Source organism: Acidovorax sp. Leaf73 (genome assembly GCF_916855635.1).
Taxonomy (GTDB): Bacteria; Pseudomonadota; Gammaproteobacteria; order Burkholderiales; family Burkholderiaceae_C; genus Acidovorax; species Acidovorax facilis.
The window spans coordinates 249,573-263,639 of record NZ_CAKASI010000001.1 but is presented as its reverse complement, the minus strand read 5'-3'; the positions used below and the strand labels follow the sequence as shown (position 1 = coordinate 263,639).

Sequence of the window (14,067 nt, the reverse complement as noted above, 5' to 3'; positions counted from 1 at the left end):
ACTACCCTTTCAGAGCGCTGGCCCGCACCTCATGGGCCACAAAGTCGATCCACCGGGCCAGTGCGGGCGGCACAGTGGCGCCCCAGACCAGGCTGGTTTCGCACACGGGCGCCAGGGGAGACTTGCCGCCGAACTGCCGGTAGACAACGCCCGGCCGCTGAAACTGCTGCACGCTGGCAGGCACCCAGGCCAACCCCAGGTCGGCCGACACCAGGTTGACGATGGTCTGCATCTGGATGGCCTCCTGGGCCACCTGCGGCACCTGCCCCGCTGCGTGGTACAGCGCCACGATCGCGTCGTACAGCGAGGGCAGGATCGGGCGGGGGAAAATCACCAGAGGCTCCCGCAGCAGGTCAGAGAACCGGACGGTGGGCGTGCGCGCCAGCGGGTGATGCTCAGGCAGCGCAAGCACCAGCGGCTCTTGCGCCACACACAGGCTTCGCAGGGCAGGTGGCGCCTGGCCGGGCGTGTGCAAAAGCAGCCCGGCATCAATCTCCCCCCGCTCCAGCGCCTGAAGTTGCACGTCGCCCGTCGCCTCGATCAATTCAAGCCGCACCCCGGGCCACTGGGCCCGGAAGGCTCGCACCCACTGCGGCAGCATCCCAAAACCCACGGTCGAGACAAACGCCAGACGCAGCCGCCCCACCTCGCCCGCTGCCGCCGCGCGCGCCTGTGCAGGGAGCGCCTGGGCGCGGTCGAGCAAATCCAGCACCTGCGGCAACAGGGCAGCCCCGGCCGGAGTGAGCTGCACGCTGCGTTTGGTGCGGTCGAACAGCTGAAGGCCCAGCGTGCGCTCCAGCCCGGCGATGGCCTGCGTGAGCGGCGGTTGTGTCATGTGCAGGCGCTGCGCCGCGCGGCCAAAGTGCAGTTCCTCAGCCACAGCGGCAAACTGCCGCCACAAACGCATATCAATGAATGGCTCTTTCATATGCTGTACATATTAATCGCCCTGTACAAATGGATTGGATGGCGCCCACCAATCGCCGCATACTCGCGGCTGCGAAAAGTTTCCCCACCCACAAGAATCGCTCCACGAAGGAAAACACACCATGGCAGACAACAAAGTCATCCCGATCCAGCCCATCAACCGCCGCAGCGCCAACATCACCCAGGGCAAGTCGCGCGCACCCAACCGCTCCATGTACTACGCCATGGGCTACGAGGAAGGCGACTTCGTGAAACCCATGGTGGGCGTGGCCAACGGCCACAGCACCATCACGCCCTGCAACAGCGGCCTGCAAAAGCTGGCAGACGCGGCCATCGCAGGTATCGAGGAAGCCGGTGGCAACGCCCAGGTATTCGGCACCCCCACCATCAGCGACGGCATGGCCATGGGCACCGAAGGCATGAAATACAGCCTGGTGAGCCGTGAAGTCATCAGCGACTGCATCGAGACCTGCGTGGGCGGCCAATGGATGGACGGCGTGCTGGTGGTAGGCGGCTGCGACAAGAACATGCCAGGCGGCCTGATGGGCATGCTGCGCGCCAATGTGCCCGCCATCTACGTGTATGGCGGCACCATCCTGCCTGGCCACTACCAGGGCAAGGACCTGAACATCGTCAGCGTGTTCGAGGCCGTGGGCGAGAACGCCGCCGGCAAGATGAGCGACTTTGACCTGAAGGAGATCGAAAAGCGCGCCATCCCCGGCACCGGCTCGTGCGGCGGCATGTACACCGCGAACACCATGTCCAGCGCGTTCGAGGCCCTGGGCATCAGCCTGCCCTACTCGTCCACCATGGCCAACCCGCACGACGAAAAGATGAACTCGGCCAAGGAATCGGCCAAGGTGCTGATCGAGGCCATCAAGATGGACCTGAAGCCGCGCGACATCGTGACCAAGAAGTCCATCGAGAACGCCGTGGCCGTCATCATGGCCACGGGTGGCTCCACCAACGCGGTGCTGCACTTCCTGGCCATTGCCCACGCAGCGGGCGTGGAATGGACCATTGACGACTTCGAACGCGTGCGCGTGAAGACCCCCGTGCTGTGCGACCTCAAGCCCAGCGGCAAATACCTGGCTGTGGACCTGCACCGCGCAGGCGGCATCCCGCAGGTCATGAAGATCTTGCTGAACGCAGGCCTGCTGCATGGCGACTGCATCACCATCGAAGGCAAGACGATTGCCGAAGTGCTCAAGGATGTGCCGGACGAGCCGCGCGCCGACCAGGACGTGATCCGCCCCATCAGCAACCCGATGTACGCCCAAGGCCACCTGGCCATCCTCAAAGGCAACCTCAGCCCCGAGGGCGCTGTGGCCAAGATCACGGGCCTGAAGAACCCCGTGATCACCGGACCGGCCCGCGTTTTTGACGACGAACAATCGGCACTGGAAGCCATCCTGGCCGGCAAGATCAAGGCGGGGGACGTGATGGTGCTGCGCTATTTGGGCCCCAAGGGCGGCCCCGGCATGCCCGAAATGCTGGCCCCCACTGGCGCGCTGATTGGTGCTGGCCTGGGTGAAAGCGTGGGCCTGATCACCGACGGCCGCTTCTCGGGCGGCACCTGGGGCATGGTGGTCGGCCACGTGGCGCCCGAAGCGGCAGCCGGTGGCACCATCGCCTTCGTGAACGAAGGCGACAGCATCACCATCGACGCACGCCAACTGCTGCTGGAGCTGAACGTGAGCGAAGAAGAGATCGCCAAGCGCCGCGCAGCCTGGACGGCCCCCGCACCGCGCTATACGCGCGGGGTGCAGGCCAAGTTCGCGTTCAATGCATCGAGCGCCAGCAAGGGTGCGGTGCTCGACGCGTATTGAAGTCCAGCGCTTTCAAAAAGCAAAAGCCCGCCGCTCCCGGCGGGCTTTTTTTTGCTGCCAAGACCATGGCATCCGCGTTGTGTGCCCCCGCGTGACTTGCGTCTTAAAACCCGCGCCGCCTCGACCGCCACCGGATCCAGCCGCCCGCCAAAGCTCTCAATGGTGCGGTCACACGCCAGGACCAGCTTGCGCGCATCAATCCCACTTCCTTTCGCACGGCCGCCGTCACGGCGGCCTCACGGGCCGCTACATCCCGCACCAGCCGAAGTACGGTCACCCGTGTACGGTCTGCAGGTGAGGCACTGGGCGAGCCTGGGTTCACCGCATCTTCTGGCGCCGAGGCTTCCACACCAGCCGCGATGTCGAGGATGTCGAAAAAGGCCAGAGGCTGCTCTGCACAGGTGGTCACCATCAGGCCCCAGGGCTCATGCACATCGATGCCCTTGGGGCCACCCTCGCGCGGGTTGTGGTGCCCCCGCTCAAACACAGCGTCATCCAGCACGCGGAACACGGCATTCGGTTCGGCCAGGCTGCACCACCCGGAAGGAGCCCGGTGAAACACGGCCACATGGGGGGCGCCAGCATCCGCCACCAGAAGAATGCGCCCGCCCGCCAGGAAACACAGCCCATGGGGGTAGCTGACGCCACGCAGTTGTGCAGCAGGCGCGTTGCCAGGCGCAAGAAACTCATCGTTGCGGTAGAGCGCGACAATGTGGCGGTCGTGGTTGCTGACCGCCACCCATTCAGCATTGAGGTCCAGCGCCACACCATCCGGAACCTCCAGCCCGTGCTGCATGAGAAGCTGCGCATCCAGATGGGAAAAACCGGCAGCAGCGTTCAGCAGGTGATGGGTCACGTAATGGGAAAAGCCGTTGCACACCCACAGCTCGTGCAAGCCTGCGCCCAGATCCCGTGCGCACAGGCTTCCTGGGGTGCTCAGGAGCTCCGTCTCCTGCTTGCCGATCACGGACAGGGGCTCCAACGTGTGCAACGCGGTCAGACCATCCGCCGGGGGAATGTCGAACAGCGATACATTGCCCTCCCGGCTCGCGACCGCGATGATGCTGTTGCTGATCCAGCACAGGCCATGAGGGCGCTGGAGGCTGGTGGACGCGACCTCCACGGCATCCGTCAGGTAGAGCACCTTCTGCCCGTTTTCAAACTGGCAGTCCATCCCCACGACCAGCACCCTGTCGAGGGTGATGGCAGCAAGCGCCACACGGCGTCCGTCGGGCGACCAGCTCACATCTTCGGTTCGCCCCATGGATGCAATGGCGTCCAACACCTCTGCGGGGCCGATGCATGCCAGTCTCATGGCGAAACTCCTTGCTGGATGTTGTGAAACGCCAAGGCATCGTCCACACTGCCATCCATCACCACGCATCCATCTTTAAGGACCAACGCTCTGTTGCAAAAGCTCTTGAGAATGACCTCGTTATGGGATGCCAGCACCAGAATGGAGACCTGCTCGATCAGCCCGTTGATGCGCTCCTTGGCCTGGCTGAAAAACTTCGCATCACCAGCACCAATCATCTCGTCCATGAGCAGAATATCGGGAACCACGCTCGTGGAAACGGCAAACGCCAGACGCAGCAGCATGCCCTGTGAGTACGTCCTGACCGGCAACTGAAGATGCTCGCCCAGCTGTGTGAATGCCTCTACCGAGGGTATGAGGCCCATCGCCTGCTTGCGCGTCAGACCCATCACGATGCCTCGCATGATGATGTTGTCGTACCCAGTGGCATCGACATCCATGCCCAGCATGATGTCTGTGAGCGCTGCAATCCGGCCACTGAAGGACAGCTCGCCTTGCATGGGCTCATAGACGCCCGAGAGCACTCGCAGCAGCGTGGTTTTGCCAGCGCCGTTCGAACCAATCAGGCCGACCCGATCCCCCGGACGCAGCAACAGGCTCACATCACGCAACGCATGCACGCTGACCTGCCGCAAACCGCTGGCCTCCACACGGGCCTTGTCACGCATAGGAAGCCCCAGCACCGTATTGAGCAGGCCCCGTGACCGCGTAGTGAACACGGGAAAGTCGATGGATACGTTGGACAACTGGATATGGGCCATCTTGGGATACCGAAGGGTGGCGGCGCCTACAGCCAGTAAACAATCCGCCGCCGAATCGCGACGTACTGCCAAAAGAAAATCAAACCCAACAGCAAGACCACCCCCACTGCGGCACCCCAGGTCTGCAGGCTGGGGATCTCTCCCATCAAGGGGCTGCGCGTCAGGTCCAGGAAAAGCGCCAATGGATTCAGGCGTACCACCCACTGTGCACGTTCGGTCAGCTGGTCAGGCACCCAGAGCACGGGGGTCACAAAAAAACTGACCTGCATCAGGCTGCCCAGGGCCACCGTCACGTCGCGGAAGCGGGCCGCAAGCCCCCCCAGAATGGCAACCACAAAACTGGCAGCCAGCAAAGTCAGGGCGGTGGCGCCAAGCAGCGCCCCCCACTGCACAGCCCCCAGCCGCCCCGCCCACCACAAGACGGCCGACACAATAACAGCGCTGTGCAGCATCAGGATGGAGCATCGAAACACGGTGCGGAACACAAACGCCATCTTGGGGTAAGGCGTCTGCTTCAAAAACGCGTCCGAGCCGATATAGGTCAAGCAGCCCTCGTTGATCAGCGCACTGAAATACCCGAACAGCACATGCCCAGCACAAAAATACGGCAGGTACCACTCGGCCGGGTACTTGAACAGTTGGGCGCCGATCAAGCCAAAAGCAACGATGAAAATGGCCGTGTGCAGCGTGATCCAGACAGGCCCCAGAAAGGTCCGCCGATACTGCTTGGCGACATCGTTCCAGCCCATAAAACACCAGAAGCGCCACGCCACCATGGCGCTCCAGATGTCAAACCCCAACAATTGAACTTGCCTCTGACGCGCAGACACGGGGGGATTGGCGGTTGAATGAGCCATCACAGCAATATCAAGCCATCGACTCGTAGACGCGCAGGGTTTTTTCTGCGCACGCTTGCCAGGTGAAAGCGCGCACGCGATCACGCCCGCGCGCAACCAGTTGGCCCGCCAGTTCTGAGTTCTCGGCAACTCGGCGCATCGCATCCGCAAGTTCGTCGATGCGCAGAGGATCAATCAGCAAGGCCGCATCCCCCGCAACCTCCGGGATGGAGGTCGTGTTGGACGCCACCACCGGCACCCCCGCCGCAAAGGCTTCCAGAACCGGCAGTCCGAATCCCTCGTGGAGCGACGGGAACACCAAGGCCGTCGCACGCTTGATAACCACCTGAAGATCAGCATCCGGCAAGTGCTGCAGCCAGCGGACATGTTTGAGCGCGCCCCCGGTGAATTGGGCGACAACGTCTTCGCACCCCCAGCCCGGTTTGCCGACCACCACCAACGGAAACTCCCGCTGCAGAGGCTCGGGCAGGCTGGCGTGGGCCAAAAGCAGGCGGCTGATGTTCTTGCGCGGCTGCAGGGTACCGACGCTCACAAAATAGCGGTCTGGCAATGCATGCCGATCCCGCACGGCTTTTTCCACGGACTCATCGACCGGAGCAAACCACTGCGGACCTACACCCAGAGGAATGGCAGTGATCCGCTCTTCGGGCAGGCGGAAGTGCGTAGCGATCTCCTGGCGGGAGTAATTGGAAATCGTGATGACCTGCTGCGCCCAGAACGCAGTACGCCGCCACAATTCGTTTTTCAGGCCCTTGAACCGGTATCGGACCCACTCGGGGTGAGAGAGCGGGATCGCATCAAAAATCGTCGCCACCACCGGCGTTCCACGCAAGCGCGGGACCAGATGGTCGGTGGCATGGATGACATCAATCCCCGAGCAGAGCGCGCGGCGCACCCTGCCAAAGTCCACCCCCGGCAGCGTGGCGGCCAGGGCCTGCCGCGCAAAAGGTCCAAAGGACATCGCAGGTGTCGCGCCCTGCCAGAGGCTCGCCGGAGCATCGAACAGATACGGCTGCAGTTGCGCTGACGGCGGCATGGCAGCCATCAGCTCCCGGGTGTAGGTACCAATGCCATCCACACCACCCTGCTGGACAGAACGTGCCAGCACGCTGACGCCAAAAGCTACCCTCATCGGGCCACCTCACACAGCAGCCAGCAGGGCGCACAGTAGTGGTTCACCATCATCGGGCCCCGGGATAAGTGCGCCGCAAGTCTGCTTCCACCATCATTCGACAGATCTGCTCTACGGAGGTGCGCGCCTCCCAACCCAGTTCGGCCCGGGCCCGGGAGGCGTCGCCCACCAGGATATCCACCTCTGCAGGGCGAAAGAAACTGGGATCCACGCTCGCCACAACGCGCCCCGTCCCCACATCCACGGCCACTTCCGAAGCAGCGGCACCCGCAAACTCCAGGGATATGCCAGTAACCGAGAACGCCATACGCACAAAGTCGCGCACGGTCTGCTGGCGGCCGGTTGCCAGCACGTAGGTACCAGGCCTGTCTGCCTGCATCATCTGCCACATGCCTTCGACGTACTCGGCCGCAAAACCCCAGTCGCGACGCGCATCCAGGTTGCCCAATTCGAGCACCCCCCTTTCGCCATGGGCCATGCGGGCCACCGCATTCGATATCTTGCGTGTCACAAATTCACTTCCCCGAAGGGGGCTTTCATGGTTGAACAGAATGCCGCTGACGGCATACATGCCATAAGCTTCCCGGTAGTTGATGGTCATCCAGTGGGCAAACAGCTTGGACACCGCATAAGGGCTGCGCGGACAAAAGGGGGTGGACTCGCACTGCGGCGTTTGACCCACCCCACCGAACATCTCTGAGGAACTGGCCTGGTAGTAGCGTATGTGGGGGTCCACCAGCCGGACAGCTTCCAGCAGATTCAATGCACCTTGGCCATTGACCAGCGCCGTAGTAGTCGGAGCGTCAAAACTCGCTCCCACAAAGCTCTGTGCCGCTAGGTTGTACAACTCGTCCGGACGGAATTTTTGCAGAAGTGCAATGGCAGAGCCGGGGTCCGTCAAATCAAAATCAACCAGCAGCAAATGGGGATGGCCCATCACGCCCAGCTCCTGAAGGCGCCAGGTATTCACACTGCTGGTGCGTCGATGGGTGCCTATGACCTGGTAACCCTTGTTCAGCAGAAACGCTGCCAGATAGGCGCCATCCTGCCCGGTGACACCCGTAATGATGGCCGTCTTGCCACGTGCAAAGATGATGGGCTCTTTTCTGTGACACAACCTTGCCATACCCGCCCCAGGATCGGAGCGAAGACCGGCGGCTGCAGAGTCTTGAAGTCAACGAGGCTTGCGCGGGCGCATGCCCAGGGCTTCCTTGTTCTTGTTGATCCGGTCCTGCTTGCGTTGCTCCATCTTTTCCATGGCTTTACGTTTCGTATATCCCGTGGAATCAGCCCAGGCCCACCATAAGGCCGTGGCACCAAAGGGCGCCAGCACCCACCACCAGGACCAGGCGGCCACGGGTCCAACCTCGAAATACTTCAATGCCAGAAGCAACAGTGAAAGACCCAGCAGGTACATCGCGATCTCCAGAAAAGGTCGAAACCGCCCGGTTGACCCCGGACAAATCCCTGTCAACCCAAGCCACTACAATTCCATTAAAGAACTGTAACTCAACCACAGGAATTCCCACCATGAAGCGTACCCTGATCACCCTTGCCATGACGCTGTCGGTTGCGGCACCCGCCATGGCCGATCTGGCCTTGGCAACCTCGAAGAACTGCATGGCTTGCCACGCTGTGGACAAAAAGCTGGTGGGCCCTTCGTACAAGGATGTGGCTGCTAAATACTCCGGTCAGAAAGATGCTGTGGACAAGCTGGCCGCCAAGATCGTCAAGGGCGGCGCGGGAGTGTGGGGTCCAGTTCCGATGCCTGCCAACGCACAGGTCAACGATGCAGAAGCCAAGAAGCTGGCTGCGTGGGTGCTGACGCAGAAGTAAATCGCCTCAAACTCACCCCGGGGGCGGCATAGCCCCTTGGTGAAAGGCCGCGCCACGCACTGTGACGCGGTCTTTATAGTTTCTAGAACCTGTTTTGCTTTTCAGGGCGCGGGCAAATTGCAGGACACAGCAACGAAAAGCTGCGAGCCCCTCTGATCACACCCGAGAAACGACCGGCACCGCCTCCAGCCCGCGCGTTCGCAGCTGGTGCTCAAGCTGCCCCACATACGCTGCGGTGGAGTTGTCGGACTCAGTGGCACGCGCTGCCAGGTGCGCTTCCAGTTCATCCAGCCGCGCCAACACAGCGGCGTGCGCCTGCTGGTGCTGAGCATCCAGAAAAGCCCGCAACTCCGTAAAACGCGAGGCTTCCGCCTTGTCCGCCAGTTCGCGCTGGACCTGCATTTCCTTGGTATGACGTCGCGTCTCCATCAATACCGAACCCTGGAGCGACAAGACATAGACGATAAAAATGATGCCCAGCAAGCCCGTAAGGCCCAGCATGATGAGCCCCAGCGGAGCCTCAAAGACCACAATGCCGAGCGATACCAGGGACGGTGCGGCCAGAGCGGGCCAATTGAGGGCGGCGAGTGCAGCAATGGCTAAAACCGTCACCCAAAGAACGATGGAACGCAGATGCATGAAAACCTCCTGTAGGCAGCGCCCAGGCGAAGATCCGCAAGCGCCATGCGCCGTTGTAACGCATGCACGGGCCGTCACCGACCGCAGGCGGGAGATTTCAGGCGGTGTCCTACAAAGAGAACTAGGGAGGCGCGGAGCCCTAGGGATTCTCTGCACGAATCGAGCGGAAAGCGTGCGCTGCGGATCGGGATGGACTGCAAGGCGCAAAACGCAGCAATAGCCGCAGCTATTGCGAGGTTTTGCAACGCCGCAGACCGCCCGAGACCGCAGATGCACACGGCGCGCCGATTCGTGCAGAGGAGCCCGAGAGCGCCTCACAAGTGCGGTGGACCAGCGACGGGATTGTGTGGCCACGTCACATCGCCACGCGATATGAGTGCCCCCAAACCCCGCAAGCGCTGCGCGCTGGCGCCGTTACACGGCACCTTCTGGATCAGTTGGTCTGAGCCAACTGATCCAGGATTGCGGGGTTTTCCAACGTGCTGGTGTCCTGCGTGATGGCCTCGCCCTTCGCGATGCTGCGCAGCAACCGACGCATGATCTTGCCGCTTCGGGTCTTGGGCAGGTTATCGCCAAAGCGGATGTCCTTGGGCTTGGCGATGGGGCCGATTTCCTTGGCGACCCAGTTGCGCAGTTCGTTGGCGATCTGCTTGGCTTCTTCGCCCGTGGGGCGGGAACGCTTGAGCACCACGAAGGCGCAGATGGCTTCGCCGGTCACATCGTCGGGGCGACCCACCACAGCGGCCTCGGCGACGAGGTCGGTCTTGGAGACCAGGGCCGATTCGATCTCCATCGTGCCCATGCGGTGGCCCGAGACGTTCAGCACGTCATCGATACGGCCAGTGATTCGGAAGTAGCCCCGATCGGCGCTGCGCACCGCCCCATCCCCCGCCAGGTAGTAGCCCTTGAGTTCTTCGGGGAAGTAGCTCTTCTTGAAACGCTCAGGGTCGTTCCAGATGGTGCGGATCATGCTGGGCCAGGGGCGCTTGATGACGAGGATGCCGCCCGAGCCGTTGGGCACATCGTTGCCCATTTCGTCCACGATGGCAGCGGTAATGCCGGGCAGGGGCAGCGTGCAGCTGCCGGGCACCAGCGGCGTGGCGCCAGGCAGCGGCGTGATGACATGGCCGCCCGTTTCGGTCTGCCAGAAAGTGTCCACGATGGGGCAACGCTCGCCGCCCACGTTCTTGTGGTACCACATCCAGGCTTCGGGGTTGATGGGCTCGCCCACGCTGCCCAGGATGCGCAGGCTCGACAGGTCCGAGCGTGCAGGGTGTACCTCCTCGTCAGCTTCCGCAGCCTTGATGAGCGAACGGATGGCCGTAGGTGCTGTGTAGAAGATGGTGCACTTGTGGCGCTCGATCATCTGCCAGAAGCGGCCGGCATTCGGGAAGGTGGGAATGCCTTCAAAGATGATCTGCGTGGCGCCTGCTGCCAGCGGGCCATAGGCGACGTAGGTGTGGCCCGTGATCCAGCCGATGTCGGCCGTGCACCAGAACACATCGTCGGCGCGCAGGTCGAACGTCCAGTCCATGGTCATCTTGGCCCACAGCAGGTAGCCGCCGGTGCTGTGCTGCACGCCTTTGGGCTTGCCGGTAGAGCCGCTGGTGTAGAGGATGAACAGCGGATGCTCGGCACCCACAGCCACCGGCGCGCATTCGGTGCTTTGCCCTGCCAGTGCTTCGGCAAAGGTCTTGTCGCGCCCGGCCACCATGTTGCAGGCCGTGGCCGTGCGCTGGTAGACAAACACATTGCGGAGGGTGTCGCAGCCGCCCATGGCCAGGGCTTCGTCGATGATGGCCTTGAGCGGCAGCTCTTTGCCACCCCGCATCTGGTAATTGGCGGTGATCACGGCCACGGCACCCGCGTCAATGATGCGCTCGTGCACCGCCTTGGCGCTGAAGCCGCCAAACACCACGCTGTGCGTGGCGCCAATGCGGGCACAGGCCTGCATCGCCACCACGCCTTCGATGGTCATCGGCATATAGATCAGCACCCGGTCGCCCTTGCTCACGCCATGGGCCTTGAGGGCGTTGGCAAACTGGCTCACACGGGCCAGCAACTCTTTGTAGGTGATCTTGGTGACCGTGCCATCGTCGGCCTCAAAGAGGATGGCGGTCTTGTTCTCGGTGGGCGTGCCGATGTGGCGGTCCAGGCAGTTGGCCGAGGCATTGAGTTCGCCGTCGGCAAACCACTGGTAAAACGGTGCGTTGGATTCATCCAGCGTGCGCGTGAACGGCTTGGACCACTGCACGTTCTCGCGCGCCAGGCGCGCCCAGAAGCCTTCGAAGTCCTTGTCGGCTTCGGCACACAGCGCATCGTAGCCCGCCATGCCTGACACGCGGGCGGCTTTGACGATCGCATCGGAGGGAGGGAACACGCGGTTCTCAACCAATACGGACTCGATGGCGGATGTGGGCGCACTCATGGTGTTGTCTCCTGGGTCTGATGGAATTGGAATTGGGCGGTACTGTCGGCCGTGGCACTTACAAGCCACTGACTGGCACGAAGCTTACAGAATAGGCCACCTGCAACCAGGCGGAAGAGCGCTTGCGGATGAGGGGTGTCACGCGGCACCCCTAAAATCGCGCGACCCAAGATCCACCCTTCATTTCATGTCCCTCCCGAAAAAACCCGTCCCCCCGGCGCCCATGCGTCCCCTGCCCTCGCTGATTTTTGCCAGCCGGTGGCTGCAGCTGCCCCTGTACCTGGGCCTGATCCTGGCCCAGGCGGTGTACGTTTTCCACTTCTGGGTGGAGCTGGTGCATCTGATCGAGGCCGCTTTTGGCAACACCACCGCGCTCAAGAGCCTGGTCTCCAGCATTGGCTACAAGAGCGATTTCGAGGTGACCTCGCTCAACGAAACCATCATCATGCTGGTGGTGCTGGCGCTGATCGACGTGGTGATGATCTCGAACCTGCTGATCATGGTGATCGTGGGGGGCTATGAAACCTTCGTCTCGCGCCTGCACCTGGAAGACCACCCCGACCAGCCCGAGTGGCTGAGCCATGTGAACGCCTCGGTACTCAAGGTCAAGCTGGCCACCGCCATCATCGGCATCAGCTCGATCCACCTGCTCAAGACCTTCATCAACGCCGCCAACTACGACATCAAGGTGCTGATGTGGCAGACCATCATCCATGTGGTGTTCCTGCTCAGCGCACTGGCCATTGCCCTGACAGACCGCCTGATGGCGCATTCCACACCGCCCGCGCGCCACTGACGGCCGCCCTCCCCCCCCTCCGCACCCGAAAGAGGCCGCCCATTGCGGCCTCTTTGTTTATTCTTGAGTGGAAAACATTGTTATCGCTTAACTGGGGTTGGTTTATAGCTACAAAAAAAGTAGCAACTTAGGTCGATATTTGCTCCCAAATTTCTCCCCAATCGGGCGGCACAGTGCAGGCCATACCCACTTGCAGGAGAAATCCATGGACCGCAGCACCGCCGCCCAAGCCATTGGCGCCCCCCTCGCCACCGCCACGCAGGCACCGACCAACCGCCGTTTTGCCCTGAACGCCCTGGGTTCCCTGGGCGTGGCCACCCTGTTCGGCTGCGGGGGCGGGGGCGGAGACACCGAAACCACGGACACGACCGACACCACAGGTACAGGCACCGGAACGGGGACAGGCACGGGTACAGGCACCACAACCACCTGCTCGGTTGTCCCCGAAGAAACCGCAGGCCCCTACCCCGCCGATGGCTCCACGGCCAGCAACAACACCTACAACGTGCTGGCGCTCAGCGGCATCGTGCGCTCGGACATCCGCAGCTCCATCGGCTCGTCCACGCAGGTCAGTGGGGTGCCGCTGACCATCACCATCACGCTGACGAATACCAGCGCCAGCTGCGCAGCGCTATCAGGCTACGCGATCTACCTGTGGCACTGCACGCAGGACGGCAACTACTCGGTCTACAGCTCGAACAACATTGCCGACAACTACCTGCGCGGCGTGCAGGCCACGGATGCCAGCGGCACCGTGACCTTCACCACCGTCGTGCCCGGCTGTTATGCGGGCCGCATGCCGCACATGCACCTGGAGATCTACCCCACGCTCGCGTCGGCCAACAATGCGCGCAACAAGGTCAAGACCACGCAGCTGGCCTTCCCCACCGAGCTGCTCAGCAGCATCTACAGCGCCAATTCCGGCTACAGCGCCAGCGTGCGCAACCTGGCTTCCATCACCTTTGCCACCGACAACGTCTTCAGCGATGGCACCACGCTGGAGATGACCTCGATGCAGGCCAACAGCGGCGGCGGGTACTCGGCCAGCATCACGATCTCGATCGCGGCTTGACTGAAAGCCCCCTTGAGTCGCCTTCGGCGCCATCCCCCGGAGGGGGACGCACCCGGTGGCCCGCCAAAGCCGGTTCTACGGGTGCACAGGCCTTGGCCGCGCCGGTTTCTGGCGGCGAATTCACTCGTTGAACGCTTTTCTCCACAACACTGACGGAAAAATCACCATGACTTTGCACTCTCTTCGCCTCCACTTGCTGGCCCGCATGACCCTCGCGACCGTACTGGCAGCCACATCCGCCGCCCCCGTGCTGGCGCAATCGCAGGGCCGGCAAGAGCCGCCCGCTCCGCCGCCCGAAGCCTATACCGCCTGCAAGGGCAAGACCGAAGGCGCCAGCGTGACGCTGACCATGCCCGACGGCAAATCGCTCGCAGGCACATGCCGCACAATGGGTGGCACCCTGGTGGCCATGCCCGCTGGCGGGCCTGGCGGCCCCGGCGGTGCAGGCGGCCCGCCCCCTGCCCGCTGACGACTC

14 protein-coding genes are annotated in these 14,067 nt (G+C 62.6%); 5 read left to right on the top strand and 9 right to left on the bottom strand.

From position 1 onward, the window contains the following. Position 1 precedes the first annotated feature (1 nt). Complete coding sequence (locus tag LPA35_RS01300; protein WP_228894575.1) at positions 2-928, bottom strand: LysR family transcriptional regulator; 927 nt, start codon at positions 926-928, stop codon at positions 2-4. A 121-nt stretch (positions 929-1,049) separates the two neighbouring features. Here LPA35_RS01300 and ilvD point away from each other — a divergent pair, with 121 nt between their 5' ends. Continuing rightward, entirely contained in the window at positions 1,050-2,756 is a 1,707-nt protein-coding gene (gene ilvD / locus LPA35_RS01295) for a dihydroxy-acid dehydratase (protein ID WP_121419613.1), read from the top strand. A gap of 103 nt (positions 2,757-2,859) precedes the next feature. On the opposite strand, the gene LPA35_RS01290 is transcribed toward ilvD, so the two are convergent. From LPA35_RS01290 to LPA35_RS01265, 6 genes are read right to left on the bottom strand one after another with little or no spacing between them, the layout of a single operon-like run. Next, positions 2,860-4,071, bottom strand: a complete 1,212-nt coding sequence (locus tag LPA35_RS01290) for a hypothetical protein (protein ID WP_228894574.1) — start codon at positions 4,069-4,071, stop codon at positions 2,860-2,862. Next, positions 4,068-4,832: an ABC transporter ATP-binding protein gene (locus LPA35_RS01285; protein ID WP_121506936.1), complete on the bottom strand. Its 765-nt coding sequence runs from the start codon at positions 4,830-4,832 to the stop codon at positions 4,068-4,070. Before LPA35_RS01285 ends, LPA35_RS01290 begins: the two co-directional genes overlap by 4 nt. Positions 4,833-4,858: 26 nt before the next feature. After that, entirely contained in the window at positions 4,859-5,662 is an 804-nt protein-coding gene (locus LPA35_RS01280) for an ABC transporter permease (RefSeq protein ID WP_228894573.1), read from the bottom strand. Between the two features lie 37 nt (positions 5,663-5,699). Beyond that, positions 5,700-6,821 (bottom strand): glycosyltransferase family 1 protein, encoded by a 1,122-nt coding sequence (locus LPA35_RS01275; protein WP_228894571.1) that lies wholly within the window; start codon positions 6,819-6,821, stop codon positions 5,700-5,702. A 49-nt stretch (positions 6,822-6,870) separates the two neighbouring features. After that, positions 6,871-7,947 carry a GDP-mannose 4,6-dehydratase gene (gene gmd, locus LPA35_RS01270; protein WP_228894570.1) on the bottom strand — a complete coding sequence of 359 codons (1,077 nt, stop codon included), beginning with the start codon at positions 7,945-7,947 and terminating at the stop codon, positions 6,871-6,873. 48 nt (positions 7,948-7,995) lie between these two features. Next, positions 7,996-8,238 (bottom strand): TIGR04438 family Trp-rich protein, encoded by a 243-nt coding sequence (locus tag LPA35_RS01265; RefSeq protein WP_055400492.1) that lies wholly within the window; start codon positions 8,236-8,238, stop codon positions 7,996-7,998. Between the two features lie 113 nt (positions 8,239-8,351). Here LPA35_RS01265 and LPA35_RS01260 point away from each other — a divergent pair, with 113 nt between their 5' ends. After that, a complete protein-coding gene (locus LPA35_RS01260) occupies positions 8,352-8,657 on the top strand; it encodes a c-type cytochrome (RefSeq protein WP_055400490.1) in 306 nt (101 codons plus the stop codon). A gap of 156 nt (positions 8,658-8,813) precedes the next feature. Here LPA35_RS01260 and LPA35_RS01255 read toward each other — a convergent pair whose 3' ends face one another. Then, positions 8,814-9,296 (bottom strand): LapA family protein, encoded by a 483-nt coding sequence (locus tag LPA35_RS01255; RefSeq protein WP_228894569.1) that lies wholly within the window; start codon positions 9,294-9,296, stop codon positions 8,814-8,816. 433 nt (positions 9,297-9,729) lie between these two features. Then, positions 9,730-11,724: an acetate--CoA ligase gene (gene acs / locus LPA35_RS01250; protein ID WP_228894568.1), complete on the bottom strand. Its 1,995-nt coding sequence runs from the start codon at positions 11,722-11,724 to the stop codon at positions 9,730-9,732. A 223-nt stretch (positions 11,725-11,947) separates the two neighbouring features. Here acs and LPA35_RS01245 point away from each other — a divergent pair, with 223 nt between their 5' ends. From LPA35_RS01245 to LPA35_RS01235, 3 genes are all read left to right on the top strand, one after another. Beyond that, complete coding sequence (locus LPA35_RS01245; protein ID WP_218135473.1) at positions 11,948-12,520, top strand: TIGR00645 family protein; 573 nt, start codon at positions 11,948-11,950, stop codon at positions 12,518-12,520. Positions 12,521-12,725: 205 nt separating this feature from the next. Continuing rightward, positions 12,726-13,592: an intradiol ring-cleavage dioxygenase gene (locus LPA35_RS01240; RefSeq protein WP_228894567.1), complete on the top strand. Its 867-nt coding sequence runs from the start codon at positions 12,726-12,728 to the stop codon at positions 13,590-13,592. 166 nt (positions 13,593-13,758) lie between these two features. Further along, positions 13,759-14,061: a hypothetical protein gene (locus LPA35_RS01235; RefSeq protein ID WP_228894566.1), complete on the top strand. Its 303-nt coding sequence runs from the start codon at positions 13,759-13,761 to the stop codon at positions 14,059-14,061. The last annotated feature ends 6 nt before the right edge of the window (positions 14,062-14,067 follow it).

Excerpts from the sequence above, each read along its gene's own strand:
- LPA35_RS01300 (WP_228894575.1), bottom strand. The coding sequence starts at position 928 with ATGAAAGAGCCATTCATTGATATGCGTTTGTGGCGGCAGTTTGCCGCT.
- LPA35_RS01275 (WP_228894571.1), bottom strand. The coding sequence starts at position 6,821 with ATGAGGGTAGCTTTTGGCGTCAGCGTGCTGGCACGTTCTGTCCAGCAG.
- LPA35_RS01245 (WP_218135473.1), top strand. The coding sequence starts at position 11,948 with ATGCGTCCCCTGCCCTCGCTGATTTTTGCCAGCCGGTGGCTGCAGCTG.
- ilvD (WP_121419613.1), top strand. The coding sequence starts at position 1,050 with ATGGCAGACAACAAAGTCATCCCGATCCAGCCCATCAACCGCCGCAGC.
- LPA35_RS01290 (WP_228894574.1), bottom strand. The coding sequence starts at position 4,071 with ATGAGACTGGCATGCATCGGCCCCGCAGAGGTGTTGGACGCCATTGCA.
- LPA35_RS01285 (WP_121506936.1), bottom strand. The coding sequence starts at position 4,832 with ATGGCCCATATCCAGTTGTCCAACGTATCCATCGACTTTCCCGTGTTC.
- LPA35_RS01260 (WP_055400490.1), top strand. The coding sequence starts at position 8,352 with ATGAAGCGTACCCTGATCACCCTTGCCATGACGCTGTCGGTTGCGGCA.
- gmd (WP_228894570.1), bottom strand. The coding sequence starts at position 7,947 with ATGGCAAGGTTGTGTCACAGAAAAGAGCCCATCATCTTTGCACGTGGC.
- LPA35_RS01255 (WP_228894569.1), bottom strand. The coding sequence starts at position 9,296 with ATGCATCTGCGTTCCATCGTTCTTTGGGTGACGGTTTTAGCCATTGCT.
- LPA35_RS01240 (WP_228894567.1), top strand. The coding sequence starts at position 12,726 with ATGGACCGCAGCACCGCCGCCCAAGCCATTGGCGCCCCCCTCGCCACC.
- LPA35_RS01265 (WP_055400492.1), bottom strand. The coding sequence starts at position 8,238 with ATGTACCTGCTGGGTCTTTCACTGTTGCTTCTGGCATTGAAGTATTTC.
- acs (WP_228894568.1), bottom strand. The coding sequence starts at position 11,724 with ATGAGTGCGCCCACATCCGCCATCGAGTCCGTATTGGTTGAGAACCGC.
- LPA35_RS01235 (WP_228894566.1), top strand. The coding sequence starts at position 13,759 with ATGACTTTGCACTCTCTTCGCCTCCACTTGCTGGCCCGCATGACCCTC.